The 25,067-nt window shown below is 36.3% G+C and carries 29 protein-coding genes; all 29 read right to left on the minus strand.

Annotation, left to right across the window (positions count from 1 at the left end; genetic code table 11):
• Positions 1-10 precede the first annotated feature (10 nt).
• The 29 genes from flhB to dprA all read right to left on the minus strand — a co-directional run bounded on the left by flhB (position 11) and on the right by dprA (position 25,012).
• Positions 11-1,090, minus strand: coding sequence for a flagellar biosynthesis protein FlhB (gene flhB / locus MKY78_RS00085; protein WP_339215298.1), 1,080 nt, complete (start codon positions 1,088-1,090; stop codon positions 11-13).
• Position 1,091: 1 nt separating this feature from the next.
• Entirely contained in the window at positions 1,092-1,871 is a 780-nt protein-coding gene (fliR, locus tag MKY78_RS00090; RefSeq protein ID WP_339215300.1) for a flagellar biosynthetic protein FliR, read from the minus strand.
• Positions 1,872-1,874: 3 nt separating this feature from the next.
• Positions 1,875-2,144, minus strand: a complete 270-nt coding sequence (fliQ, locus tag MKY78_RS00095) for a flagellar biosynthesis protein FliQ (RefSeq protein ID WP_339215302.1) — start codon at positions 2,142-2,144, stop codon at positions 1,875-1,877.
• 35 nt (positions 2,145-2,179) lie between these two features.
• Positions 2,180-2,845, minus strand: coding sequence for a flagellar type III secretion system pore protein FliP (gene fliP, locus MKY78_RS00100; RefSeq protein WP_186868684.1), 666 nt, complete (start codon positions 2,843-2,845; stop codon positions 2,180-2,182).
• Positions 2,838-3,506, minus strand: a complete 669-nt coding sequence (locus MKY78_RS00105) for a flagellar biosynthetic protein FliO (RefSeq protein ID WP_339215304.1) — start codon at positions 3,504-3,506, stop codon at positions 2,838-2,840. Before MKY78_RS00105 ends, fliP begins: the two co-directional genes overlap by 8 nt.
• Positions 3,507-3,512: 6 nt before the next feature.
• Positions 3,513-3,875 carry a response regulator gene (locus tag MKY78_RS00110; RefSeq protein ID WP_339215306.1) on the minus strand — a complete coding sequence of 121 codons (363 nt, stop codon included), beginning with the start codon at positions 3,873-3,875 and terminating at the stop codon, positions 3,513-3,515.
• 21 nt (positions 3,876-3,896) lie between these two features.
• Positions 3,897-5,054 (minus strand): flagellar motor switch phosphatase FliY, encoded by a 1,158-nt coding sequence (gene fliY / locus MKY78_RS00115; protein ID WP_339215307.1) that lies wholly within the window; start codon positions 5,052-5,054, stop codon positions 3,897-3,899.
• Entirely contained in the window at positions 5,047-6,045 is a 999-nt protein-coding gene (fliM, locus tag MKY78_RS00120; protein ID WP_339215309.1) for a flagellar motor switch protein FliM, read from the minus strand. Before fliM ends, fliY begins: the two co-directional genes overlap by 8 nt.
• Before the next feature lie 31 nt (positions 6,046-6,076).
• Positions 6,077-6,496, minus strand: a complete 420-nt coding sequence (gene fliL, locus MKY78_RS00125; protein WP_339215310.1) for a flagellar basal body-associated protein FliL — start codon at positions 6,494-6,496, stop codon at positions 6,077-6,079.
• Entirely contained in the window at positions 6,489-6,707 is a 219-nt protein-coding gene (locus tag MKY78_RS00130; protein ID WP_186868679.1) for a flagellar FlbD family protein, read from the minus strand. Before MKY78_RS00130 ends, fliL begins: the two co-directional genes overlap by 8 nt.
• 62 nt (positions 6,708-6,769) lie before the next feature.
• Positions 6,770-7,867: a flagellar hook-basal body complex protein gene (locus MKY78_RS00135; protein WP_339215312.1), complete on the minus strand. Its 1,098-nt coding sequence runs from the start codon at positions 7,865-7,867 to the stop codon at positions 6,770-6,772.
• Between the two features lie 78 nt (positions 7,868-7,945).
• Positions 7,946-8,320: a TIGR02530 family flagellar biosynthesis protein gene (locus MKY78_RS00140; RefSeq protein WP_339215313.1), complete on the minus strand. Its 375-nt coding sequence runs from the start codon at positions 8,318-8,320 to the stop codon at positions 7,946-7,948.
• 14 nt (positions 8,321-8,334) lie between these two features.
• Complete coding sequence (flgD, locus tag MKY78_RS00145) at positions 8,335-8,841, minus strand: flagellar hook assembly protein FlgD (RefSeq protein ID WP_339215315.1); 507 nt, start codon at positions 8,839-8,841, stop codon at positions 8,335-8,337.
• 9 nt (positions 8,842-8,850) lie between these two features.
• Positions 8,851-10,137 (minus strand): flagellar hook-length control protein FliK, encoded by a 1,287-nt coding sequence (locus MKY78_RS00150; protein WP_339215317.1) that lies wholly within the window; start codon positions 10,135-10,137, stop codon positions 8,851-8,853.
• Between the two features lie 30 nt (positions 10,138-10,167).
• Positions 10,168-10,749, minus strand: coding sequence for a hypothetical protein (locus MKY78_RS00155; RefSeq protein WP_339215319.1), 582 nt, complete (start codon positions 10,747-10,749; stop codon positions 10,168-10,170).
• 9 nt (positions 10,750-10,758) lie between these two features.
• Positions 10,759-11,202 (minus strand): flagellar export protein FliJ, encoded by a 444-nt coding sequence (fliJ, locus tag MKY78_RS00160; RefSeq protein WP_339215321.1) that lies wholly within the window; start codon positions 11,200-11,202, stop codon positions 10,759-10,761.
• Between the two features lie 2 nt (positions 11,203-11,204).
• Entirely contained in the window at positions 11,205-12,524 is a 1,320-nt protein-coding gene (gene fliI, locus MKY78_RS00165; RefSeq protein WP_339215323.1) for a flagellar protein export ATPase FliI, read from the minus strand.
• A complete protein-coding gene (fliH, locus tag MKY78_RS00170) occupies positions 12,521-13,264 on the minus strand; it encodes a flagellar assembly protein FliH (protein WP_339215325.1) in 744 nt (247 codons plus the stop codon). Before fliH ends, fliI begins: the two co-directional genes overlap by 4 nt.
• A complete protein-coding gene (gene fliG, locus MKY78_RS00175) occupies positions 13,257-14,270 on the minus strand; it encodes a flagellar motor switch protein FliG (protein WP_339215326.1) in 1,014 nt (337 codons plus the stop codon). Before fliG ends, fliH begins: the two co-directional genes overlap by 8 nt.
• A 12-nt stretch (positions 14,271-14,282) precedes the next feature.
• The gene (gene fliF / locus MKY78_RS00180) at positions 14,283-15,893 is read right to left on the minus strand and encodes a flagellar basal-body MS-ring/collar protein FliF (RefSeq protein WP_339215328.1); all 1,611 of its coding nucleotides are present in this window, start codon (positions 15,891-15,893) and stop codon (positions 14,283-14,285) included.
• Between the two features lie 125 nt (positions 15,894-16,018).
• Positions 16,019-16,321, minus strand: coding sequence for a flagellar hook-basal body complex protein FliE (fliE, locus tag MKY78_RS00185; RefSeq protein ID WP_339215329.1), 303 nt, complete (start codon positions 16,319-16,321; stop codon positions 16,019-16,021).
• A gap of 11 nt (positions 16,322-16,332) precedes the next feature.
• The gene (gene flgC, locus MKY78_RS00190) at positions 16,333-16,791 is read right to left on the minus strand and encodes a flagellar basal body rod protein FlgC (RefSeq protein WP_339215331.1); all 459 of its coding nucleotides are present in this window, start codon (positions 16,789-16,791) and stop codon (positions 16,333-16,335) included.
• A 3-nt stretch (positions 16,792-16,794) separates the two neighbouring features.
• On the minus strand, positions 16,795-17,190 hold the full coding sequence (gene flgB / locus MKY78_RS00195; protein WP_339215333.1) for a flagellar basal body rod protein FlgB: 396 nt from the start codon (positions 17,188-17,190) through the stop codon (positions 16,795-16,797).
• A 503-nt stretch (positions 17,191-17,693) separates the two neighbouring features.
• Positions 17,694-18,473, minus strand: a complete 780-nt coding sequence (gene codY, locus MKY78_RS00200) for a GTP-sensing pleiotropic transcriptional regulator CodY (RefSeq protein WP_339215335.1) — start codon at positions 18,471-18,473, stop codon at positions 17,694-17,696.
• Between the two features lie 25 nt (positions 18,474-18,498).
• Complete coding sequence (gene hslU / locus MKY78_RS00205; protein ID WP_339215337.1) at positions 18,499-19,890, minus strand: HslU--HslV peptidase ATPase subunit; 1,392 nt, start codon at positions 19,888-19,890, stop codon at positions 18,499-18,501.
• Between the two features lie 17 nt (positions 19,891-19,907).
• Positions 19,908-20,453: an ATP-dependent protease subunit HslV gene (hslV, locus tag MKY78_RS00210; RefSeq protein WP_339215339.1), complete on the minus strand. Its 546-nt coding sequence runs from the start codon at positions 20,451-20,453 to the stop codon at positions 19,908-19,910.
• A 24-nt stretch (positions 20,454-20,477) separates the two neighbouring features.
• Positions 20,478-21,386 carry a tyrosine recombinase XerC gene (gene xerC / locus MKY78_RS00215; protein ID WP_339215341.1) on the minus strand — a complete coding sequence of 303 codons (909 nt, stop codon included), beginning with the start codon at positions 21,384-21,386 and terminating at the stop codon, positions 20,478-20,480.
• 418 nt (positions 21,387-21,804) lie between these two features.
• On the minus strand, positions 21,805-23,883 hold the full coding sequence (topA, locus tag MKY78_RS00220) for a type I DNA topoisomerase (protein ID WP_339215343.1): 2,079 nt from the start codon (positions 23,881-23,883) through the stop codon (positions 21,805-21,807).
• A gap of 229 nt (positions 23,884-24,112) precedes the next feature.
• Positions 24,113-25,012 (minus strand): DNA-processing protein DprA, encoded by a 900-nt coding sequence (gene dprA / locus MKY78_RS00225; RefSeq protein ID WP_339215345.1) that lies wholly within the window; start codon positions 25,010-25,012, stop codon positions 24,113-24,115.
• Between the last annotated feature and the right edge of the window lie 55 nt (positions 25,013-25,067).

Here is a 25,067-nt window from a genome sequence, read left to right on the forward strand (position 1 = left end):
TCCTTAAGGTTTAAACTTTTTTCTCCATGCGGTATACATATGCTAATACTTCAGCAACCGCTTGATAAAATTCTTCTGGAACTACCTCACCAATCTCTACCGAGGCATAAAGTGACCTTGCTAAAGGTCTATTTTCTACAGTGATCACATTATTTGCATTGGCAATCTCACGGATTTTAAATGCAATATGATCTACACCCTTTGCTACAACATAAGGAGCACTTGCTTTTTCTTCATCATATTTAATGGCAATTGCATAATGCGTAGGGTTTGTAATTACTACATCGGCATTAGGAATTTCACTCATCATACGACGCATCGATATCTGTTTTTGTTTTTCTTTTATTTTCGATTTTATCAAAGGGTCACCTTCGATATTTTTATATTCATCCTTAATGTCTTGCTTCGACATTCGGATGTTCTTCTCAAAGTCGTATTTTTGATAAGTATAATCAAATACCGCTAAGAACAGTAAGGCTATCGTTGCTGCAATTCCCATGATTAAAGTTGTCCTTCCGAAAAAGGCAAGTGCGTTCTCCGCATTTTTAAACGCAATCATGAGCATGTCGTCCTTAAATAGCCAAATAACAAAGAATGTGATAAAGCCTATAACAACTATTTTTAAAAATGACTTCAATAATTCTACAAGTGCACGTAATGAAAAAATGCGTTTTGCACCTTGAATGGGATCAATTTTCTTTAAATCGAATTTCAATGGCTCTGTTGTAAATAAAAACCCAATTTGCATTAGATTAGACCCAACACCAGCTACCACCGCTATAATCATTACTGGTCCCACTATTTTAGCGAATTCCAACATAATTTCTTTAAACAGCTGAAAGACGTTTTTTTCGGTAAGTTCCCAATGAATAAACTCAGTAAATGTATGTTGGAAGAGGGCAAGCATATTATCCTTCATAAAACTTCCAAATACCGCCATCATGATTAAAACAAATAGTAGTAAAAAGGCTGTATTTACATCTTGACTTTTTGCTACTCTCCCTTTCTTTCTCTCATCGTTTCGTTTCTTTGGAGTTGCTTTTTCTGTTTTTTCTCCAGCAAAAAATTGGAGATCCAATCGTAATTGCATATTAAGCACCTCCAAATAACATCATTAACCCTTGAATAACTTCAAACATATAACGAAATAGATTTTTTACTAGAACGATATAGAGACTTAAGAAAACTAGAATTGCAACAAAGCTTACTAATATTTTTAATGGTAATCCCACTACAAATACATTTAGTTGGGGTACCGTTCTAGAAATAATTCCTAAGGCAACATCTACTAAGAACAGACAGCCAACAATAGGAACCGCTATTTGGAAAGCTATAAGAAACATACTATTAAATGCCCTTATGACAAACTCTGCAATACTCCCGTTTTCAAACGGAATAAATGCATCTATTGGGATAAACGAATAGCTATTAACAATCCCATCTATTAAAATATGGTGACCATCAACCGATAATAAGAATAATAATGCGATAATATAGAAATATTGTCCTGTTATCGGGCTTTGTGCACCTGTTTGTGGATCCATGACATTTGCAATAGCAAACCCCATTTGAAAATCTATTAATCCACCAGCAACTTGAACAGCTGAAATGATAATATAGCCAATTAGTCCTATTAGAACCCCAACAAGTACCTCTTTTATAATCAAAAATAAATATAATTCATCGAACATAATTCCAGATGGATCAACCGTATAAAAAATGATAAAAGCTAAAAACACACTAATACCAATTCTAAATTGTACTGGAATGGTTCGATAAGAAAATAAAGGCATTGTAACAAAGAACCCTAATATACGGACTAATATAAGTAAAAAGACTGGAAAACTATTTATATTAATTAGCTCTAACATTATTTACCCTACAAACCGATTTAAATTTTGAAATAAATCCGCCGTGAATTCTACCAAGGTGGACAGCATCCAAGGACCGAAAAATAACAATCCAACTAAAACAGCTACAATTTTAGGAATAAAAGCAAGGGTCTGTTCCTGAATTTGTGTAGTTGCTTGGAATATACTAACTAGTAAACCAACAGCAAGTGCCAATATTAATAATGGACCTGTTATGAGAAGTATCGTATAAATGCCTTTTTCTGCTAGAGATAATACAAATTCACTACTCAAATCCATAACCCCTCCTTTCCCCTATTTTAAAGACGTCAGAAACCTGACAATAAAGAGTGCGTAATTAAATACCAACCATCAACCATTACGAATAAAAGTATTTTAAATGGTAATGAAATCATTACAGGTGGTAGCATCATCATCCCCATTGACATAAGAATACTGGCAACCGCCATATCAATGATAAGAAATGGGATAAAAATCATAAAGCCCATTTGAAATGCTGTTTTCAATTCACTAATCGCAAAAGCTGGCACTAAAGCGGTTAGTGGAATATCTTGTATAGTTTCCGGCGCTTCAATTTCGGCATAACTCAAAAAGAGTGCTAAATCTTTCTGCCTTGTATGTTTAGCCATAAAGTTCTTAATGGGCTCACTAGCCCGGTCATATGCTTCATCCAGTGTAATTTCTTCATTAAATAATGGTTGTAACCCTTGTTGATAAACCTCACTAAAAGTAGGTGCCATAATAAAAAACGTTAAAAATAAAGCTAAACCAATTAACACTTGGTTCGGTGGCATTTGCTGTGTCGCCAGTGATGTTCTAACAAATGATAGAACAATAACAATTCTAGTAAAGCTGGTCATTAAGATTAAAATCCCCGGTGCTAAGGAAAATACCGTTAGCAACAGGATTAACCGTATCGATGTTGAAACATTTGTAGGGTCGGAACCAGAAAACATATCGATAAATTCATTCATGGATATCTTCCTTCTCGGTATGCTTATTCACTAATTTTTTTCTATTTTCCTTCAGTTTCTCTAACTCATTAGAGAATAAATTTTTAAAATTTGCGTTCGTATCATTCGTATTCTCATTTGTTTGCTTGTCTTTTCGTTGAAGAAGTGATAGCAAGTTTTCTGGTTTGAAATCAGATTGCTGGTTATAGCTACTTAGAATTTCTTCTTTCATTCCCTCATCTTCTATCTCTTCTAAAAGTTGAACATTCTCCCCTACACCCACAAGGTATACCTTACTTCCAACACGAATAATTTGGATTGATTTGCTAGGACCAACTGCTATTCCACCAAGATTTTCTAAAGCCTTCACCTGATTGAAAAGCTTATTACGTCTGTTTAAGAACTTTAAAACGAAATAAATTAATGCAAGAATGAGAAACAAAGCAAAAACCATTTTAACTAAATCAAAAACTAATGAACCATTATCAGAACTAATACTTTGGTTAGGACTTAAGTTAACGGGGGATTCTTCTTCTGACTCCTGTTTATTCTGATCCTGATTGTCATCATATTGATCAATAACCATATCACCATCAGCAAAAACAGTTAAAGGGGATACTATTAGGAATAGTAATAAACCAAGCAGAATCCCCGCACTACTTTTTATACCCAATTTCCTCACCGTTTCTTAATCCAATGCTTTCTGGATTGCTTCAATTACTCGATCAGCCTGGAATGGTTTCACAATAAAATCCTTTGCTCCGGCTTGGATTGCATCAATAACCATCGCTTGTTGTCCCATAGCAGAGCACATAATAATTTTGGCAGCTGGACTTTGTTCTTTAATTTTTTTCAAAGCCGTAATACCATCCATTTCCGGCATCGTAATATCCATCGTTACTAAATCTGGATTCAGTTCGTTAAAAAGCTCAACCGCTTGAACGCCATCTTGCGCTTCCCCAACTACTTCGAAACCGTTCTTTACTAAAATATCCTTTATCATCATTCGCATAAAAGCTGCGTCATCTACAATTAAAATGCGTTTACTCATGTCAAATTCCTCCTAGAATGATTATTTCAGCTTCATAAGTCGATCAGATTGACTTATGATATCCGTCACTCGAACACCAAAGTTCTCATCAATAACTACTACTTCCCCTTGAGCTATTAATTTTTCATTTACTAAAATATCTACTGGTTCCCCAGCTAATTTGTCTAATTCAATAATAGAACCTGCAGTTAAGTCAAGTATATCCTTTACCGTACGCCTAGTTCTTCCTAGCTCTACTGTTACTTTTAAAGGGATATCAAGTAACATATCTAAATTCCTAGGCTGACTTACCGTTTGGCTTTGCTGTTCAAAAGTCGAGAATTCAGCTTGTTGTACATTCGCCTGGTTTTGATTCATCGAATTACCGATTAATTGTGGCTCCGGTGGCACTTCTCTAGTAAAAGTCGCATTGTTAGCTTGTACTGGTGCTGTTTCCTGATAAATAACGGACTCCTCTATTGCCACAGCTGATTCCGATTGGCTTTCCTGACTATTATTCAATAATTCATCAACTAATTGTTTCGCGAAAGGAACTGGCATTAGCTGCATAATGTTAGAATCTATTAAGCTCCCAACTTGGAGTTGGAAAGAAACTTTTACATACACATCTGCTGTACTGTCATCTTCTGCATCTGGTAATTTTTCTTGCGATATGGACGGTGGTGAAATATCAACACGTTTAGCGAAAACAGTGGACATACTTGTTGCCGCCGCACCCATCATTTGATTCATCGCTTCTTGTACTGCGCTTAAATGAATCTCATTTAACTCTCCAAATGGGCCTAACCCATCTCCGCCAAGCATAATATCAGATATAATGGCAGCATCTTCTTTTTTAATAATTAGTACGTTCTTTCCAGTAAAACCTTCTACATAATTTACTTGAACACTTACATGTTCAAACTGAAATGCCTCTTCTACTTGAGATTTAGGAATTATCGATACCGTTGGTGTCGTAATTTCTACTTTTTGATTTAATAGGGTTGAAAGCGTAGTAGCAGAGCTTCCAAATGAAATGTTTCCAATTTCACCCAGTGTATCAATTTCTATAGATGAGAGATAATCACTCATATCGATCGAGCTTTCAGATGCATCATTTGTTTTTTCTTCGGAGTCATCATCCGCACCAACATTTAATAGAGCATCAATTTCATCCTGGGAAAGCATTCCATCATTCATTTCCTTCAACTCCTTCCTTTATTTCTTCCAACACCTGAACAGATAATTTGTTTTTGTATTTACCAGGCTGTACGTGGAATTTAGGTTCATCATTTATTTTTAGAATTAATGGTTGATCTATTGGTTGTTTTAACGCAATCACATCTTGTGAAGCTAAATCTAAAAATTGCTGGATACTCATCGTTGTCTCACCAAGAATTGCTTTCGCATCAACCGGAACCTTCTCAATATTCTTCGCCAGTTTATCACTAGCCTCTGGATCCCGTTTTTTCGTGGAGGTTTGCATCCAATATTGAACAGATAGCCTTGAGATAATAGGCTCTAAAACAATATGCGGGATACATATATTAATCATGCCACTTACTTCTCCAATAGCCGTATTTAAAGAGACAACGACTACTGTTTCATTGGGTGATACTAGCTGTAAAAACTGAGGATTAATCTCCATATCTTCTAGTTCTGGCTCTATATCAATTAAGGATGCCCATGCTTCCTTTAAACTGACTGTGGCCTTCTCAAATAACTGAGAGATTAATATCGTTTCTATTTCGGTTAGATTATCAATTTTATTGATTGAATCTCCTCTACCGCCTAGTAATCTATCTAACATCCCGTAAGCAATGTTCGGATTAACCTCCATAATAATGCGTCCATCCAATGGCGATACATTATAAAGATTTAATACCGTGACTTTAGGAATAGATCGGATAAATTCCTCATACGGAATTTGGTCAACTGATGCAACGGTAATATTCACGTAGCTCCTCAGTTGTGATGAAAATAAAGTCGTTAATAGCCTTGCGTAATTTTCATGAATTCTTCCGATACTACGAATTTGGTCTTTTGAAAATCGTAGCGCTCGCTTGAAATCATAGACACGAACCTTTTTTTCACTTTCTTCTTTTTTTAGTTCTTCTGCATCCATATCACCTGTTGTTAAAGCTGATAATAGTGCGTCGATTTCATTTTGCGAAAGAACTTCATCTGCCAAAGATACTCACCTCCATATAGGAGTATTTAGTCTACTGTAATATTTTATTGATTGTATAAACATCTTGTATGGTGCCCTCCGTCATGAGTTCATTTAGCTCCAGTTTAAGCGTATCCTCAACCTCGGAAAGGCCTGTTTTAAATTCTTCCTCATCCATTTTCGCTAATTCCTTAATCAGTATGTTTCTAACTTGGAATTCACGCTTGGAGAGCTCTTCTCTTGCATGCTTACCATCTGTTATGATTTGAAATTGAATACGAACAAAGCTACCATCACTAAGGTCAGTTGTAATTTCAGGTGTTTGATAAGAATATTCAACAATCTCATCGATACTTTGTTCTCCATCTTTATCTTTCTTGTCTAGTACATTGAGGACAATTACTGCTCCAACAACACCTACTAAAATAATAATTACTAATGAAATTAGCATCGTTTTAACAAGTTTACTCAATTGAATTTTTCACCTCACTTAGTGAATGTATAATACCAATCCGCTTATAGTAAGCTGTTATACGTTCTGTTACATCTTCTTCTGTCTCTTTTACCACTACTTTTTTTCCATTGATTAACGTAATCGTTGTATCTGGGTATGATTGAATTTGTTCAATCATAAAAGCATTCACTGTAAAAGATTCACCATTTAGTCGTTTCAGTTTTATCATAAATTGGAAGAAGATGTCTGTAGAGGGGAATTCCCCCCCTAAGACATCATCCTACCTCCCTATTATCGTTTTAAATTAACGAGCTCTTGTAGGATTTCATCCGATGTTGTAATAATTCTAGTATTTGCTTGGAATCCACGCTGAGCTGTAATCATTTCCGTGAACTCTTCAGCAAGATCAACGTTAGACATTTCTAAAGCACCACTGATAATAGATGCACCGTCTGTCTCTGGAATAATTAGACCAGTATATCCAGCGTTTGTACTATTTAAAAAGAGATTGCTTCCTGCTTTTTCAAGCCCTGCAGGATTTGAGAAATTAGCAAGTACAATTTGACCTGCGACTTGGGGATTTCCATTTTCATCAACAAAGTTAACCGTTCCATCCTTCTGTACACTAAAGCTTTGTGCATTCTCCGGAAGACTAATTGGACCTGTAACATTATAATCAATTCCAGATACTTCAACTAGACTTCCTGTTACAGTTTGACCACCTATGGATTCTGGTAATTCCACTGTGATTTCACCATTGAGATCTGTGGTAACAATAACGTCTCCCCAATTTGTTGTGTACGTTTCAATTGTTTCTCCATCCTCGCCTAGCCCAACTTCAGGAGTAACATTATCAAATACATTCCCTTGAGAGTCTGAGTTCACGAGCGTTATAGAAGTTACTCCATTAATAGTAGAAATTTCAACATAGTTACCTTGCTCATCTTCTGCAGTAAGTCCTTCTCCCTCAATTCTTCCATATCCCATTAGATACATACCTTGAGGATTTACAATGTACCCATCTTGATCAAGGTAGAAATTACCGGCTCTAGTATAATAAGTAGCAGCACCATCCTGTACAACAAACATTCCATCTCCCTCTAAAGCAAAATCAAGTGGACTATTTGTTGTTTGACGGAAACCTTGGGTATGAATATTATCGATAGAACCTAATTGCGCCCCCAAACCAACTTGTGCTGGGTTAATTCCACCTCGAGTAGCAGTTGGACCTTGTGCACCAGATGTCATCTGACTCATCATATCTTGAAAGGTTACACGACCTTTCTTAAAGCCTGATGTGTTAACATTGGCAATGTTATTCCCAATTACATCTAATTTTGTTTGAAAATTTTTCATTCCAGAAATACCAGCATACATTGAACGTAGCATTTTCATACTCCCCTTTTTCGGTTTAATTGAAGCTGTATCAATCAGTCAACAGCTTTTGGCTTCCCATAAGGGTCCAGCCTAGTCGTTTATAAGAATGGTTCCATTAATATTAGTAAATATTCGATTAGAGGCTTCATCCAAATTCATTGCTGTCACTACTGTGTTGTTTTTCGCACTAACTAAGAGGGCTGTATTATTCATCACAACAAGGGAATCTGTAACTCCCTTTGCTCTTGCTTCGGTAACTTTTTCATTAATGATTTTCCATTGTGTATCATTTAAATGAATTTTTCTTTCTTGTAATCTATCACTAGCATGCTTGCTGACTTTTAGCTCTTGTTGTTCTTTAAGAATCGACTTGAAAGACAGCCCTTGATCATTCGTTTTACTCTTTGCTGTTGTCGGAAATTGTAACGCCTGTTGACTAGGAATTTGATGAATTCGGTGATCCATAATCTTCACTTCCTTTATTCAGACCCGACCTTATCCTTTTCATTATCTACTTGCTCATTAGTTGAGTCTTCATCGCTGTTCTGTTCGGTTTCTTTTATTCCTAAAATAAAATCTGCAAACACCTTGTCCCCGTTAGCTAATTGAAGAACTGCATAACCTTCTTCTAGACCGACTGCAACAACCTCACTAGATTGAAGTGGTAGCCATTTATCTGCTTCTTGGTCATAATTCCGATAAGAGACTGTTTTCCCGATTAAATGACTATGCTGAACAATAGGGTTAAATTGTTGACTCTGAACTAATTGATTAATAGCAGTTGCCATATTCATGGATTGTTCTAATGCTGAAAATTGAGCAAGTTGTGAAATAAACTCCCGGTCATCCATTGGATTCGTTGGGTCTTGATTTTGTAATTGTGCCATTAGTATTCTTAAAAAATCATCTTTTCCAAGATTATTATCTGGAGCCTCTCTTGTTGTCGATTGATTTTTTAAATATAGAGAAGGATCTATTGTTGGCATGCTATTCACCTACACTTCCATATTTCGAATCAATTCATCTAACCTTGCTTCAAAGTCATCTCCACTGTGATTACTTTCTTGCTGGTGATCCATATCATCTGATTGGTCTTGATGTTGACCTTGTAAAGATTGTTCATCTCCCTGCTTTGTTTGTGCTTGTCCTTGTCCAGCTCCTACATCCTGTCGTTCAATCACGACTTGCTGTGGGGAAAACATATGCTTCAATTGATTAATATTGGACTCGAGCATATCTTTAGCAGCTTGAGTACTTACTACAATCTTAACTGTCATTTCACCATTCATTTCAGTTAAACGAATCATCATTTCTCCAAGATTTTCAGGCCTTAGGGAAATGGAAAGTTGATTCATCCCATTTGGCATCGATAAGAATTTACTTGTTTTTAAAACCTGATGAAATTGCTCCATCAATTGTTGTTCTACTACTTGTCCACTCGCGTTTTGATTAACGAAAATGACATATTGTTCTAGCTTAGGTACATACGTATGACTTGAAAAGCTAGTGTTCTGACTTGGCATTACGTTTTCTGAGCCCTGTTGATTATGTAGTGCATTTTCTAGCCATCTCACAACATCTTTTGTCGTAACTTGTGCATCGTTTTGATATTGGAGTTTATTGGAAAACGTAGCACGGTTTTGATATGCCATAACTAATTCTTTCCATAATTGGTTTTCTTTCGTGCCAGTCAGTTCTATCGATTTTGCTTGTTTTTCAAGATTGCTTAAGTCTTTTTCTAGTGAAGTCCATTGCTTTAGCAAATCCAATAATTTTGGAGCTATCCTTTTAAACTCTTCCTCAGAAGAAGCATCTCGAACTAAGCTTTCAAACTTAGTAAATACTTCGACTAACTTTTGTTGTACAACAACCAGCGCTGGCTCATCCAATTGTTCTATCTCATCGATTACTAGTTCATCCTTATTAACAGACTCCACTTCCATTGGAATTAGAATATTAGGATGATAGCCAATAAGACGAAGACGTAGCTGTTCCAAATCAAGTGGTTCCATTACAGTCCCTGTTGATATAGTCAGATCTTGTGTTGTTGTTATTTCACTTAACTCAATATCTTCTATATCCATTCCTTCTAGTAATGCTTCTAACGTTATTGTTTCTTTACTGGCCGACTTTGTCTCCAGAGATGAGTCATTCTTCATCATGTTTCCTTGTTGTTGTAATAACATAGTAAACAATGAAGATGTATTCGCCTGTTTGTCATGAGGAGTTGAATTGTCCAATACATGACGTAGTGTCTGTGATACCATGTTAACCGCATTCACATCTTTCACCCCCTTTCAAAACAAGTGCGCTTATTGATCAATAAAAAGTTTCGTAATAGCTGCAGCTGAGTCTGGATTCATATTTTCCAAAATAGCTCCACGATCTTTATTAGACATCTCACTTAATATAGTAAAAGCCGATTCTCGATCCAGTTGTTCTAGTATGATTGCAGCTTGTTCACTTCTCATTTCTTTGAAAGAGCTCGACATTTGCTTAATAGATTTACTAGAATCCTCTTCTGTTGTCTGCTTAGCTGCATCCAAATCCCTCTGCAATTTAGTAATGGTAAGCTCTAATTGCTCTATGGAGCTTTCTAAAGTTGCTTTTTCCTGGTTCAATTGTTCAATTTCTTCATCTTTAGAAGCAATCGTTGCCTGATAGTTTTCTTCTTCCTTTTTTTCCGCAACTTTTTCATCTGTTGGAATCATGGACGATATTACAGGGATATTACTTCCTGTATTTTTCGCCCAATCTATTACGTTTACCCCAGCTAGCGATAATACAATTACTGTTAGCGTAATAGCGATAATAACAGGTATAACGATGGCAAATAGGAACCATAAGATAGGATTCATTTTTTCTTTTTCTTTAACTACTTTTTGCTCTGCCATTTCTATCACCTATTTTTTGTGACTAAGATATTGTTGAATAGATATTTCATTCATAAACGATTCTTCCGCTTGTTTTAATTGTGTCAATGATTCGTTTCTGCGAAATTCAATAATCTTCTCAAATTTCTTCGTTTCTACATGGGCCTCAGATAGTAGTGCCTGCTTAGACTCCATGTTATGCCTTGCTCGCTGAACCTGAACTTGTAACGCTTGAATATTTTTTTCTAATCTAGCAATGTAAGCCAGTTGATCTTGAATGAAATCAATATGCATATTAGAGCTTAATGACTCTTCATAAACCGCCTCGGCTGCCTCTTTTTTTTGTAGTAGCTTAAATAGTTTCGTTCCTATTTCTTCGAAAGCATCAACAGACTTATGATAAGCAAGCTGGGCATCTTTCTTTTCCTTTTCGCGTATATCCAATATTTTGGATAAGACTTGCGTCCCTGCCATGATCAATTACCTCCATTAAGCACCATTCTCAAGTTTTCAATTGTTTCTTCTAACGACAATTTTTCATAGACACCTTGTTTTAAGAATGTCATGATCTTTGGATAATATAGAATCGCTCGATCGATTTCATGATCCGTGCCTCGTTTATAGGCACCAATCTGTATCAAATCTTTATTGTCTTCATACTTTGCTATTAGCGCCCGTGCCCTTTGTGCTAATTCTTGATGATCAGAGGAAACAATTTGATTCATAACCCTACTAATGGATTTTAATATGTTGATTGCAGGATACTGTCCTTGTTCTGCTAGCTTACGATCCATGACAAAGTGTCCATCTAAAATACCTCGAACTGTATCTGCAATTGGTTCATTCATATCATCACCATCTACTAGCACGGTATAAAAAGCAGTTATTGCGCCATTTTTATCAGTACCTGTTCGTTCTAATAGCTTTGGTAAAATAGAGAAAACCGATGGCGTATACCCTTTCGTTGTTGGCGGTTCTCCTGTAGCCAATCCAACTTCCCTTTGTGCCATAGCTACACGAGTTACAGAGTCCATCATAAGGTTTACGTTATAGCCTAATTCACGGAAATACTCTGCTATCGCGGTTGCAGTATATGCTCCTTTAATCCGCATTAAAGCAGGTTGATCGGATGTCGCTACAACAACAATCGATTTATGTAACCCTTCTTGACCAAGGTCTTTTTCAATAAATTCTCTTACCTCTCGCCCACGCTCCCCAATAAGTGCAATGACATTTATATCTGCTTTACTATTTCTAGCAATCATACCAAGTAGTGTACTTTTCCCTACACCACTACCAGCAAATAATCCTATTCGTTGACCTCTACCTACAGTTAGCATAGAATCAATCGCCTTCACACCAACCTGAATGGGTTCTTTTATTGTTGGTCGAGACATTGGATTTGGTGGTGCCTGTTCTGTTAAATAATTGGATAAACCTTTTGGCAGTTCTGAACCATCTAATGGTCTCCCTAATGAATCAATGACATTTCCTATTAAACTTCTGCCTATTTTTACAGTTAGTGGTTTTCCAGTAGACTCTACTAAACACCCTGGTCCAATCTCCGAAACTTCGTTGTAAGGCATAAGTATAATATTCTCATTATTAAATCCTACAACCTCCGCAAGTACTGGCTTTTTACCTTTGTTTAAACCCGGATGAATATAACATACTTCTCCTATATTCGCTGCAGGTCCCACAGATTCTATCATAATTCCTACTACTCGTTGGACCTTCCCGAAACGTTTATATACATCAGCTTCTGCAATCCTATTAAGGTAATTTTCTATATTCATGCTTTTTGCTCCAGTAGTACTTCCTGTAAAATTTCGTAAATTTTACTTAATTGTGTATGAATCCTCGCATCAATTTTCCCAAATGGATGTTCTATCATACAGCTCCCAACTTCTAATGCTTCGTTAATATAAATAGAAAGGACCGCTTTTGACTCTAATATTTTTTCTAACTCATTTTTTTGAGAAAGGATATACTCATAATTCTCTGGATGTAAATAGATGGTTACTTCACGCTGATCTTTAATCGTCGAAATAGCATCTTTTACAATCGGTAAAAACAACTCTGGTTCCTTGTCGATTTCTTGCTTGATTATCTTTTGGGCGACATGTACGGCAAGTGTTAGAATCGTTTCTTCACTTTTTTCCACGGTTGACTGATAATCCAGCTTGGAAGCTTCGATAATACCATTGGCTTGATCAATAAGGTGGTGATATTGCTCAAGGCTCTCCACCTTACCTTGTTCAAAGCCAGCTTGAAATCCTTCTTGTCTAGCTTGCTCCATTAATTCTAGTTTTTCCTGTTGCCAAGCTTCTTTTGCTGACTGAATTTCATGCTCTGTATTTGCAATTAAATCTTCTCGTTGTTTTTTTACTAATTCTAATTCATCTTGAGCCACTTTTAATTGATCTAGCTCGGATTGCAATTGCTCTTCAGAACTAATTACTATTTGTTCTGATAGCTTTTTTTGAATAGGAATAATTTGAATTGTTTTTTTGGAACTTGGTTGAGTATTAGACAATGATATCGTCTCCTCCACCGCGTGCTATAACAATCTCACCAATATCTTCTAGTCTTCTAATGATGGCAACTATACGTGTTTGCGCTTCTTCTACATCACGTAATCGAACAGGACCCATAAATTCCATTTCTTCTTTAAATGTCTCTGCCATACGTTGTGACATATTTTTAAAGACAATATCTTTCACTTCATCACTAGAAACTTTCAGTGCAAGGCGTAAATCTTCGTTTTCCACTTCTCTAATAACTCGCTGAATTGCACGGTTATCAAGGATAACAATATCTTCGAATACAAACATACGCTTCTTAATCTCATCAGCAAGTTCAGGGTCTTGAATTTCTAACGCATCCAAAATAGTTCTTTCTGTACTTCTATCTACTCCATTTAATACTTCCACCACAGACTGGATACCACCAGTTTGTGTATAATCCTCTGTAAACGAAGAAGAAATATTTCGTTCTAACACTTCTTCTACTTGACTAATTATATCTGGAGAAGTAGAATCCATTGTCGCTATACGTCGTGCAATATCTGCTTGCATTTCCTGTGGCAATGCAGATAGTATTTGTCCTGCTTGCTCCGGATCTAAATAAGATAACACTAATGCAATAGTTTGTGGGTGTTCATTTTGAATAAAATTCAATACTTGTTGTGGATCCGCTTTTCTCGCAAAATCAAATGGCCTTACTTGTAATGAAGAAGTTAATCGGTTGATTATATTGCTCGCCTCTTGCTCACCAAAGGCTTTCTCTAACACTGTTTTGGCATATCCGATACCGCCTTGTGAGATATAATCCTGTGCCAGTACTATTTGGTGAAATTGCTCAAGTACTTCCTCTTTCATGTTCGTATCAACTTTTTTCACAGATGATATTTCAAGACTTAGTCTCTCAATCTCTTCCTCTGTTAGATATTTATACACTTGGGCGGATACATCTGGTCCGAGAGAGATTAAGAGAATTGCTGCTTTTTGTTTTCCAGTTAGTGGCGATTGTTGTCTAGCCATCTTTCATACCTCCTAATCTTCTCCTATCCATCCACGTAATAGCTTCGCAAACTCTTCTGGTTTGTCTTTGGCCATTTTTTCTAATTGTTTTCTACGTTGAATTGTTTCTGTTGCTTCTTCCACTTCTAAATCTGGAACAGTATTAACAGACTCCACTGCAATTGCTTCCTCACGATTCTCCTCCGTTACTTCGTTGGACTTTCGCTTAAATAATAGAATAATTAAGATAATAATGATTATAAGCAATACTCCACCTACTACATACATCCAGACTGGAATCTTAAATCCAGGATCAATTGTTGGAGTATTCATGCCACTAAATTCTTGGAACACGATTGACGTTCTAGGATTATTGGGATTATCAGCTAGATCATCCGTTTGAAATCCTGGATCAATCGATGTTGCGATAATCGAATTTAAAATATCATTGATACTATTTCTAACTTCATCTTCTTGTGCTGCGTTTAATCTATTACCTTCATAATCTAGTCTGTCCACCGCAACTTGTATCCCTAAGTCACGGACCTTATAAGGACTTTCGATAATTTCTTTTTGAATTCGGTTGAATTCATTATTAACTGTTTCCTTAATATATTCATATTCTCCATCATCACCAGCATTAGCACCTTGATATCCTGGAATGTCTTCATCGCCAGTACCTTGAACTCCTCCAACTTGATTTGCTCCAGCACCAGAATACGTTTCACGAATCGTTTCGATACTAACTGGTAAACCTTCCATATTCTCAGGATCTGCTGGCTCCACAATCTCCTCCACTCGGTTTTCCTGTGTGAAATCAATATCTGCAGTTACAGAAACGATGACATTGTCCATTCCAACCATCGTGCCAAGCATTTGCTGTAATCTTCTTTGAATATCCCTTTCGATGTCACGCTTTACCGTTTGTTGATATGTATAGGCATCTTGGAATCCATTACTATTTTCGTTATTCATGTCGTAAAACTCGGAATATTGATTCATAATGCTGATATTTTCAGGTTGTAAATTCGGTACTGCTTTAGACACTAACTGATATAGTGCTTTGATCTGATTACCCTCAAACTGATACCCCGGTTCAGTTTCTATTATGATGGCAGCTTCTGTTGGTTGTGTCTGCTCACTAACAAAAATAGGTTCCTTAGGCATGGTAATCATTACAGTAGCATTATTGATCCCTTGAATTCTTGTAATCAAATTCGCTAACTCCGTTTGCATCGCATCTAAGTGCATCACATTAAATTCGTTATCTGTTATCCCCCATGAAGCATTTTCACTAAAGAAGGAGTAATCAATATTGCCACTATTAGGAATCCCTTGCCCCGCTAAGTCTACTAACAGACTATCCGCTTGCTCTTTTGGAACAGAAACAGTAGTACCGCCATCGGCTAATTCATACGGAACTCCTCTAGTATCTAATTCCGTTTTAATTTGCCCAACTTCTTGTAATGATAAGTTTTTATACAATGGCACGTAATCTGATTTCGTCGCAAATAATGAAATAACTGCTATTAAAGCAATCACAGCAAGCGAAGAACCAATTATTAAACTTTTTTGACCTTTTGACCGGCTTGACCAAAAAGTTGTTGCCGTTTCTTTTAATTTCATTATTTTATCGTTGTTCATGTACTCCCCCGCCAAATTCGAAAACAAATTAATAACCAAAACCTTCATCATAAGTCAAGTTATTAATTTTATATTTTTGTTAAAAGACCATTAAGTTAATCCGATATACATTAATAGAACACCTTTTATACTTGCATTCTCATTATCTCGGTGTATGCATCAATTGCCTTACGTTGAATTTCAACTGTAGCTTGCAGTGTTACACTCGCTTTTTGTGCAGTAATCATAACATCATGTAAATCATTGATTTGTCCCATAGCAAGTGCCTCTGTCTTTTTGTCAGATTCTACTTGTAATTCATTAACATTTTGAATCGAGTTCTTTAACAAGTTAGCGAAGTTCGCTTGTGCTTCACCAGGTGTCATAGATTGTTTACCATTCGCTATGTTCATTGTTGAATTATGTAATCCGTTAATCGATAAACTCATTATTATTCTCCTTATTTACCAATTTCTAAAGCTTTCATCAACATACTTTTACTAGCATTTAGTGCCGTTATATTGGCCTCATATGATCTTGTCGCACTCATTAAATCAACCATTTCTTTAAGTGGATCAACATTCGGCATTTGTACATAACCAGCTTCATTAGCATCTGGATGTGTTGGATTGTAAACTAATTTAAATGGCTCTTCATCCTCTACAATACCAGTGACTTTCACACCACTCGTAGGATTATTGGAGGTATTATTCGTTGCCTTATTTAAAAAAGTACGAAAATTACGGTCAGAAGGCTCTACCTCTACCATCTTTCTACGATATGGTTCTACCTCACCATTTTCATTTACTGTTGCTCTTGTCGTATTTGCATTTGCGATATTGGATGATATGACATCCATTCTTAAACGTTGTGCTGTTAGTGCACTTGCACTAGCATTCATGGCGTTAAAGATAGACATGGATTACCTACCTCCTTTAATTACAGTTTGTAAACTATTAAACTTGCCGTTAATTCTGTCTACTAGACTTTGGTAATAAATTTGATTTTCTGCTAATTCAGCCATCTCTTTATCAATATCCACGTTATTTCCGTTATGGTTATAGAACGTGTTGTTTCGTTGAACAATCTTATAAGACAAATGTTGTTCCTGTTCAAACGGTAAATGTTTGGGGTTTGTTCGCTTAGCTGTTAACGTATTGGAAAGTTCACCTTGAAGCACATCTTTAAAGACCACTTCCTTAGACTTATAGTTTGGAGTTTCTACATTCGCAATATTGGAAGCTATTGTCTGATTTTTAATCGAAGCGTAGTTAAGTGATTGTTGTAACGTATTAATCGTTCCACTAAACAAATCCATCATTGCAACCTCCTTATGTTTACTATTTTTTTAAAGACCGACACAAATAATCGTTTCTCTACGAACATTGTAATTTATAAGCGATACAAAGTCTATCAAAATTCGACAGTTTTCTGGTCTTATAAGCAAAACAGGAGTGTAATACTAGGTATATTTAACTATAAAATGCAACAATAATTATGGTACCGCTTTCCTAAATAGGGCAATTCGATTGTTGAAAATTGTAAAAATCTCACCCTAATTATACTAAAGACTTAGTACTTAATGTCTATATGAATGTGAAATTATTGGTAAAGATGTGGTGTTTAGTCTTATTTTCATCGAGGGATTATTAGAAGATAACTGTATAACGACGCCAGTTTAGAGGATGTATTTCCTATTTACCAACTGCTCAAGTGCTAGAGGTTGTAAATAAAAAAAGAGCTACCTTAGGGGTCTATCCCAAAAGTTAGAGTAGAAAACTAACTTTTCGGGGTAACCACCTAGGAGCTCTTTTTAGTTATTTATCTAGAACGTAATTTTTCTAATTCAACTAGGAACTTATCATTTAGTACTTTAATATAAGTACCTTTCATACCTAATGAGCGTGATTCAATTACACCAGCACTTTCAAGCTTTCTTAATGCGTTAACAATAACAGATCTTGTAATTCCTACGCGATCAGCAATTTTACTTGCTACTAAAAGCCCTTCATTACCGTTAAGCTCTTCGAAGATATGATCAATAGCTTCTAGTTCACTATAAGAAAGTGAGCTAATTGCCATTTGTACCACTGCTTTACTTCTAGCTTCCATTTCAATTTCTTCTGTCTTCTCATGAAGAATTTCCATTCCAACAACAGTTGCACCATATTCAGCTAATAATAGGTCATCATTGTTAAATGATTCTTTTAATCTACCGATGACTAATGTTCCAAGACGTTCTCCACCACCAATAATCGGTACAATTGTCGTTAAGCCATCCTTGAATAGATCTCTGTTTTCAACTGGAAATACAGTGTACTGACTATTAATATCTAGGTTAGCAGTTGTTTCATGAATATGGAATAATCCTTCTGTATATTCTTCTGGGAATTGTCTTTCCTCAAGCATTTGTTTCATTCGCTCATTTTCGATTTCTTGATTGATGGCATATCCTAATAATTTCCCTCTTCTACTTAGGATGAACACATTCCCCTTAATTACCTCTGTTAGTGATACTGCCATGTCGTTAAAGTTTACTGATTTACCTGTTGCTTTTTGTAACATCGAGTTAATTTTTCTTGCGCGGTCTAATAGTTCCATGATAGTGATTCCTCCATTTTATTTATTATAGTATAAATTGACTTAAGTCTTTATTTTTAACAATTGTGCTAAGTTTTTTATCGACGTACTCTGGGGTTATTTCAACCGTGTCCATCGAAACGTCAGGTGCCTCAAAGGATAAATCCTCTAGTAGCTTCTCTAGTATGGTATGAAGTCTTCTAGCACCAATATTATCTGTATCTTGATTTACTTGATAGGCAATTTCTGCAATTCTATTTACAGCTTTGTCTGTAAATACTACATTTATACCTTCTGTTTTTAATAGAGCTTGATACTGTTTGAGTAAAGCATTCGAAGGTTCATTTAGTATTCGAACAAAGTCTTCTACAGAAAGCTTCTCTAATTCTACCCGAATCGGAAATCTACCTTGCAGTTCCGGAATCAAATCAGATGGTTTAGCCATATGAAAAGCTCCTGCAGCTATAAATAGCATATGATCTGTTTTAACCGGGCCATGCTTCGTTACGACAGTAGAACCTTCAACTATCGGAAGGATGTCTCGCTGCACTCCCTCTCGTGATACATTCGGAGAGTTATCTTGTTTTCCAGCAACTTTATCAATCTCATCAATAAAAATAATGCCAGACTGTTCCGCCTTTTGTATCGCTTCTTGTGAAACTTCTTCCATATCAACAAGTTTTTGAGCTTCCTGTTGGATGAGAACTTTTCTTGCTTCCGAAACCGAAAGCTTTCGTTTTTTCTTCTTCTTTGGCATAAATTGCCCAAGCGCATCTTGCATGTTCATACCCATTTGTTCCATTCCTGAACCTTGTAATAGATCAAACATGGAAGGTGGAATTTCTTCCATTTCAATAGTAACAATATGGTCTTCTAGTTCCCCCATGGCAAGTTGATGTGCCACTCTACTGCGTTTATTCTTAATCTCTTCATCCTTATCACTCTCATCTGAATCCTCTTGAGTGCCTTGATTAGAAAATAGCATTTCAAATGGATTGGAGATAGTGGATTGTTTCTTAACTTGAGGCACTAATAATTTTACTAGTTTTTTATTTGCCTCTTCTTTTGCCTTATCCATGACTCCGTTCATCTTTTCTTCCTTTACCATTCGTAAAGACATTTCGACTAAATCTCGGACCATGGATTCAACATCTCTTCCTACATATCCAACTTCAGTAAACTTAGTTGCTTCAACTTTCACAAATGGGGCACCAACTAATTTCGCAAGACGTCTAGCAATTTCTGTCTTCCCAACCCCAGTAGGACCAATCATTAAAATGTTTTTAGGGACTATTTCTTCTTTGAGTTTTTCATCTAATAAGGTTCTGCGATATCGATTTCTTAGGGCAACTGCAACAGATTTCTTGGCACTTTGTTGTCCAATAATATAATTATCCAGTTGATTTACGATCTGTCTTGGAGTATAGTTCATCTCCATTATGCATGGCCTCCTCTTTAATCAAGTACTTCCAGCGTAATTTGATCGTTTGTAAACACACAAATCTCACCCGCGATTTTCATTGCAGCTAATGCAATATCTGCTGCTGTAAGATGCTCTGCGTAGTTTACAAGTGCCCTACCAGCACTCAGTGCATAATTACCACCTGAACCAATTGCTAGAATACCATCGTCTGGTTCAATTACCTCACCAGTCCCTGAGATTAACAACATACTATCCTTATTCATGACAATCAACATTGCTTCTAACTTACGTAAAACTCTGTCACTGCGCCATTCTTGTGCTAATTCCACAGCAGCTCGAGTCAGATTACCATTAAAAGCCTGTAATTTCCCTTCAAATTTTTCAAAAAGGGTAAACGCATCTGCGACAGAACCTGCAAATCCCGCTAGTACTTGACCATTAAACAATCTACGAACCTTCTTAGCTTTATGTTTCATTACAACGGAATTTCCCAGTGTTACTTGACCATCACCACTCATTGCACATTGACCATTATGTCTCACTGCAAATATCGTGGTTGCATGAATTTCTTGTGCCAACAAAGATCACCTCTTCCGTCATCCTTACTTTTTTGCCCTTGGGTGACTATTTAAGTAAATATTACGCAAATGATCCTTCGTAACATGTGTATAAATTTGCGTAGATGATAAACTTTCATGCCCCAAGAGCTCCTGTACTGTTCGTAAATCAGCACCCTCATTTAACATATGTGTTGCAAAGGTATGTCTTAATTTATGTGGATGTACATTTATCGTAAGTGCCGCTTTTTCCATCATATTTTTCAACACTAATCGAATTCCTCTAGTTGTTATCGGATTACCTCTTGAGTTCAGGAAAACCACTTCGGAATTTGTACCTGATTTTTCGAGTAATTGTTTTCTGCCGTCATGTATGTACAATTGAAGTGCTTTTTCTGCATAGCTTCCAAAAGGAACATATCGTTCTTTCTTTCCTTTTCCTCTTACAAGCAATGTTCCAACAGAAAAGTCTATATCCTTCAATCGAAGACTTTGACACTCACTCACTCGAATCCCAGTTCCGTATAGTGCTTCTAATAATGCTTGATTTCGCTGGCCTAATGGATCATTAGCATCATTTATTTCAAATAGTTTTTCCATTTCCTCTTCATAGAGGAACCCCGGAATAGGCTTTGCAGCTTTCGGCAAACTTATTAGCATAAAAGCGTTTGAATCAATTACATTCTCTCTCTCCAAAAACTTAAAAAAAGTTCGTATACTTGATATCTTTCTTGATACAGATTTTCTTGAAAGCTTTCGATCATAAAGAGAAGTAAGAAAAACACGAACAGCACGCTGATCGATTTCTCGAAGGGACTCAAAGCCTTCGCGTTCTACAAAAGCGAAAAATTCTTCTAAGTCATGATTGTAATATTCTACAGTGTATGGCGAAGCATTTTTTTCAATTTGAAGGTACTCTGTAAATGCCTGTTTGTATTGTGCAAGATTATCCAAATACTCACCCCAAACTTGCTTAACAGCCACATAAAAATATACCACTATGTGATGAACTTTGCAATCAACTTAACAAAATTGTAACAAAATTCTGAAATAACCGCAATACTAATGAAAGCATTTATGCTAGTACTGTCAAGTAGTTTGGCTTACCACTGGATAATTATAGCGACTTCACTATAATTAGTCAACTAATTTTTCGACATTTTCCGATACCTTCAAAAATGCAAAAACAACCTATCCCTATTTTCACCAATTGTTTAAAAATTTATAATCAAAACACACATTATTATTTACCCTTTTCGAAAATGCCGAAACATTTAATACAAATTTGAACTTTTTCACTCTTCACAATTAGACATTTTACGCGAACTACAGAACGAAAGCAAAATAAAAGGCGCTCATAGGAGCGACTCTTTTATCCTTGCGTATTTTCTTGATAATCACAACTTGTGCAAACAATTTGGGTTTCCTTTTTCAACCTTTTCTCTACCAAGATTGAATCACATTTAGGGCATGGTCTTGCTATCGGCTTATCCCAGGAAACAAAATCACATTCTGGAAAGCGATCACAACCATAGAATACACGTCGTTTCTTAGATTTACGTTCTACCACATTCCCTTTCTTACAAGTAGGACATGTTACGCCAATCTCTTTTAGTATCGGTTTTGTGTTTCGACATTCTGGGAAGTTCGAACAAGCTAAGAACTTGCCGTATCGCCCCATTTTATAAACCATCTCATGACCACAGTTTTCACATTCAATGCCAGCAGGCTCATCTTTAATTTCTATTTTTTCCATTTCCTCTTCCGCTTTTGTTAAGCGCTTCTGAAACCCATGATAGAAATCATCGATAATATTTACCCACTCCGCTTCTCCTTCTTCTATGGAGTCAAGGTCATGTTCCATTTTGGCTGTGAATTCCACATCAATAATTTCCGGGAAAAATTCCTTTAATAAATCCACAACGATAATTCCCAGTTCCGTTGGGACGAATCGTTTATTATCTAATGTCACATATCCTCGTCTTTGAATTGTATCAAGAGTAGGAGCGTAAGTTGAAGGTCTACCAATACCTAGCTCTTCCATTGTTTTAACTAATCTAGCTTCAGTATAGCGAGGTGGTGGTTGCGTGAAATGTTGGTTCGGATTGATTTCACTTGCCTCTACAATCATTCCTTCTTCCAGATTCGGTAAAAACTTATCCTCGTCTTTTTTATTATCATCTGTACCTTCCACATATACCTTCATAAAACCTTTAAATTTGACCTTCGAACCATTTGCACGAAATTCTACATTATTGTTAACTAATTGCACTGACATGGTGTCCAAGATAGCTGGTGCCATTTGACTAGCTAAAAAGCGTTCCCAAATTAGCTTGTACAGGCGTAATTGATCCCTTGATAAAACTGTCTTTAATGAGTTTGGCTCTCTCATCACAGATGTGGGACGTATTGCCTCATGGGCATCCTGGGCATTTTCACTTTTCTTTTCTTTTCTTTCAGTACCTAGATATTCACTCCCATATTTATTCTCAACGAATTCCTTTGCTTCACCTTTTGCTGTTTCAGAAATACGGGTTGAATCGGTACGCATATACGTAATGAGACCAGTAATACCACCTGCAGCCTTTCCAAGATCAATACCTTCATACAATTGCTGTGCGATCATCATCGTCTTTTTAGCTCGGAAGTTTAACTTTCTTGCTGCTTCCTGTTGTAAGGATGAAGTGGTAAAAGGTAAGGCAGGATTTCGCTTTCTTTCCTTTTTCGTAACCGTATTAATCGTAAACTGTTTATCTACTAGTTTATTTAGGACTTCTTTTACTTCTGCCTCTGATTTAAGCTCTAATTTTTTCCCATCGATTCCGTAAAAAGCTCCTTCAAATGAGTCCTTATCCTTTAAGAAGCTAGCTTCAATTGACCAATATTCTTCTGGTTTAAAGTCATTGATTTCATTTTCACGGTCAATAATCATCTTCAATGCTACGGATTGTACACGTCCAGCACTTAATCCCTTTTTAACTTTTTTCCATAGTAATGGGCTAATATTATAGCCGACCAATCGATCCAGCACTCTTCTAGCTTGCTGTGCATCTACTAAGTCCATATCAATAGAGCGAGGATTTTTAAAGGATTCCTTAATGGCATCTTTTGTTATTTCATTAAATACTACACGACATTTCGAAGTTTCATCGACATTCAAGGCATGTGCAAGATGCCAGGCAATTGCTTCTCCTTCGCGATCCGGGTCGGCTGCGAGATATATTTTTTTTGCCTTTTTAGCTGATTTTTTTAAATCTTTTAATACATCACCTTTACCACGTATCGTAATATATTTTAATTTATAACCTTCTTCTACATTGACACCCATTTGACTTTTCGGTAAGTCAATAACATGTCCCATAGAAGCTTTTACTTTGTATTTTTTGCCTAAGTATCGTTCAATTGTTTTCGCTTTCGCAGGTGATTCCACAATTACGAGATAATCTGCCATTCTCTTCCTCCTTAGCCTGAGGTAACGAAAAACCTAGTACCATTACTCCTAAATCATTCGTGTCCTAAAATTGCTATACATCTAAATGTAAGAATAGATGTAGTAAATGTCAACATTTTCAAATGAAACATAATTAAAATAAGTAAATTTACCAGTATATAATTGATTATCAAATCCTCACTAATAATAAATATATACGACATAATTGTCAAACATAGAATGAATTTCATTACGGATTAGTGCGGAAGAAAGACTTATTTCTCCAATCATTCATAATGTCTTCATAGGTAACTGCCATTGTTGCCCCTTCCTGAATTAGTTTCAGACATCCAATTGATTGAGGGATATGGGGTGAGCCTGGTACAGCAAAAACTTCCCTTCCCTGATCTAATGCCTGATCTACCGTTATCATGGTTCCACTTCTTTCTGTCGCCTCTATCACAACTGTAGCGAAGCTTAGTCCACTAATAATTCGGTTCCTTTCAGGAAAGTGGAATTTTCTTGGTGGTACTTTTGGTGGATACTCGGAGAGCGCTAAGCCATCTTTTACTAGCTGCTGAAAAAGGAATGTATTTTCACTTGGGTAGATATGCTTAAATCCACTACCTAATACTGCAATCGTTTTTCCACCTTCATGTAACGCCAGTCGATGTGCATAACTATCAATTCCTTTAGCCATCCCACTAACAATAACCCAGTTATCATTTATTAATGGACTTATAATATACTTTGTTTTGTTTTTTGCATCTAAAGAAGGATTTCTAGTTCCTATTACACTTATGGAAGGAGTTTTATAAAGTAATGAATCATCCCCGTAGCAATAAAGTGCGATTGGTGCATCTTTTATTGTTTTTAACATGGGAGGATAGGTTTCGTCCATTAACGTAATGATATGGTAGGCTTGTATATCCTGTAAAGTGTCATGAATCAATTGTGTGTTGTGTATATCCTGATATAGTATTTCAGCTTGATTTTTTCTAATGGATAGATAATGGCTTATTTCGCTTGAGGATATAAGGTAGATATGGGCTAAGGTGGGATCGATTCGCAGTAAACGTCGTAAAATTCTTCTCGACATATAACGACATCGGTGGAGATGAATTAATCGTTGCCTCGTATTTTGTAACAAATTGTCACTTCCCTTCTATATTATCTGTATAAAGGAAGAGGCCGGGACAAAGTAG

Origin of the sequence: Ornithinibacillus sp. FSL M8-0202, assembly GCF_037975285.1 — a bacterium.
In the GTDB taxonomy this organism is placed as follows: Bacteria; Bacillota; Bacilli; order Bacillales; family Amphibacillaceae; genus Ornithinibacillus; species Ornithinibacillus massiliensis.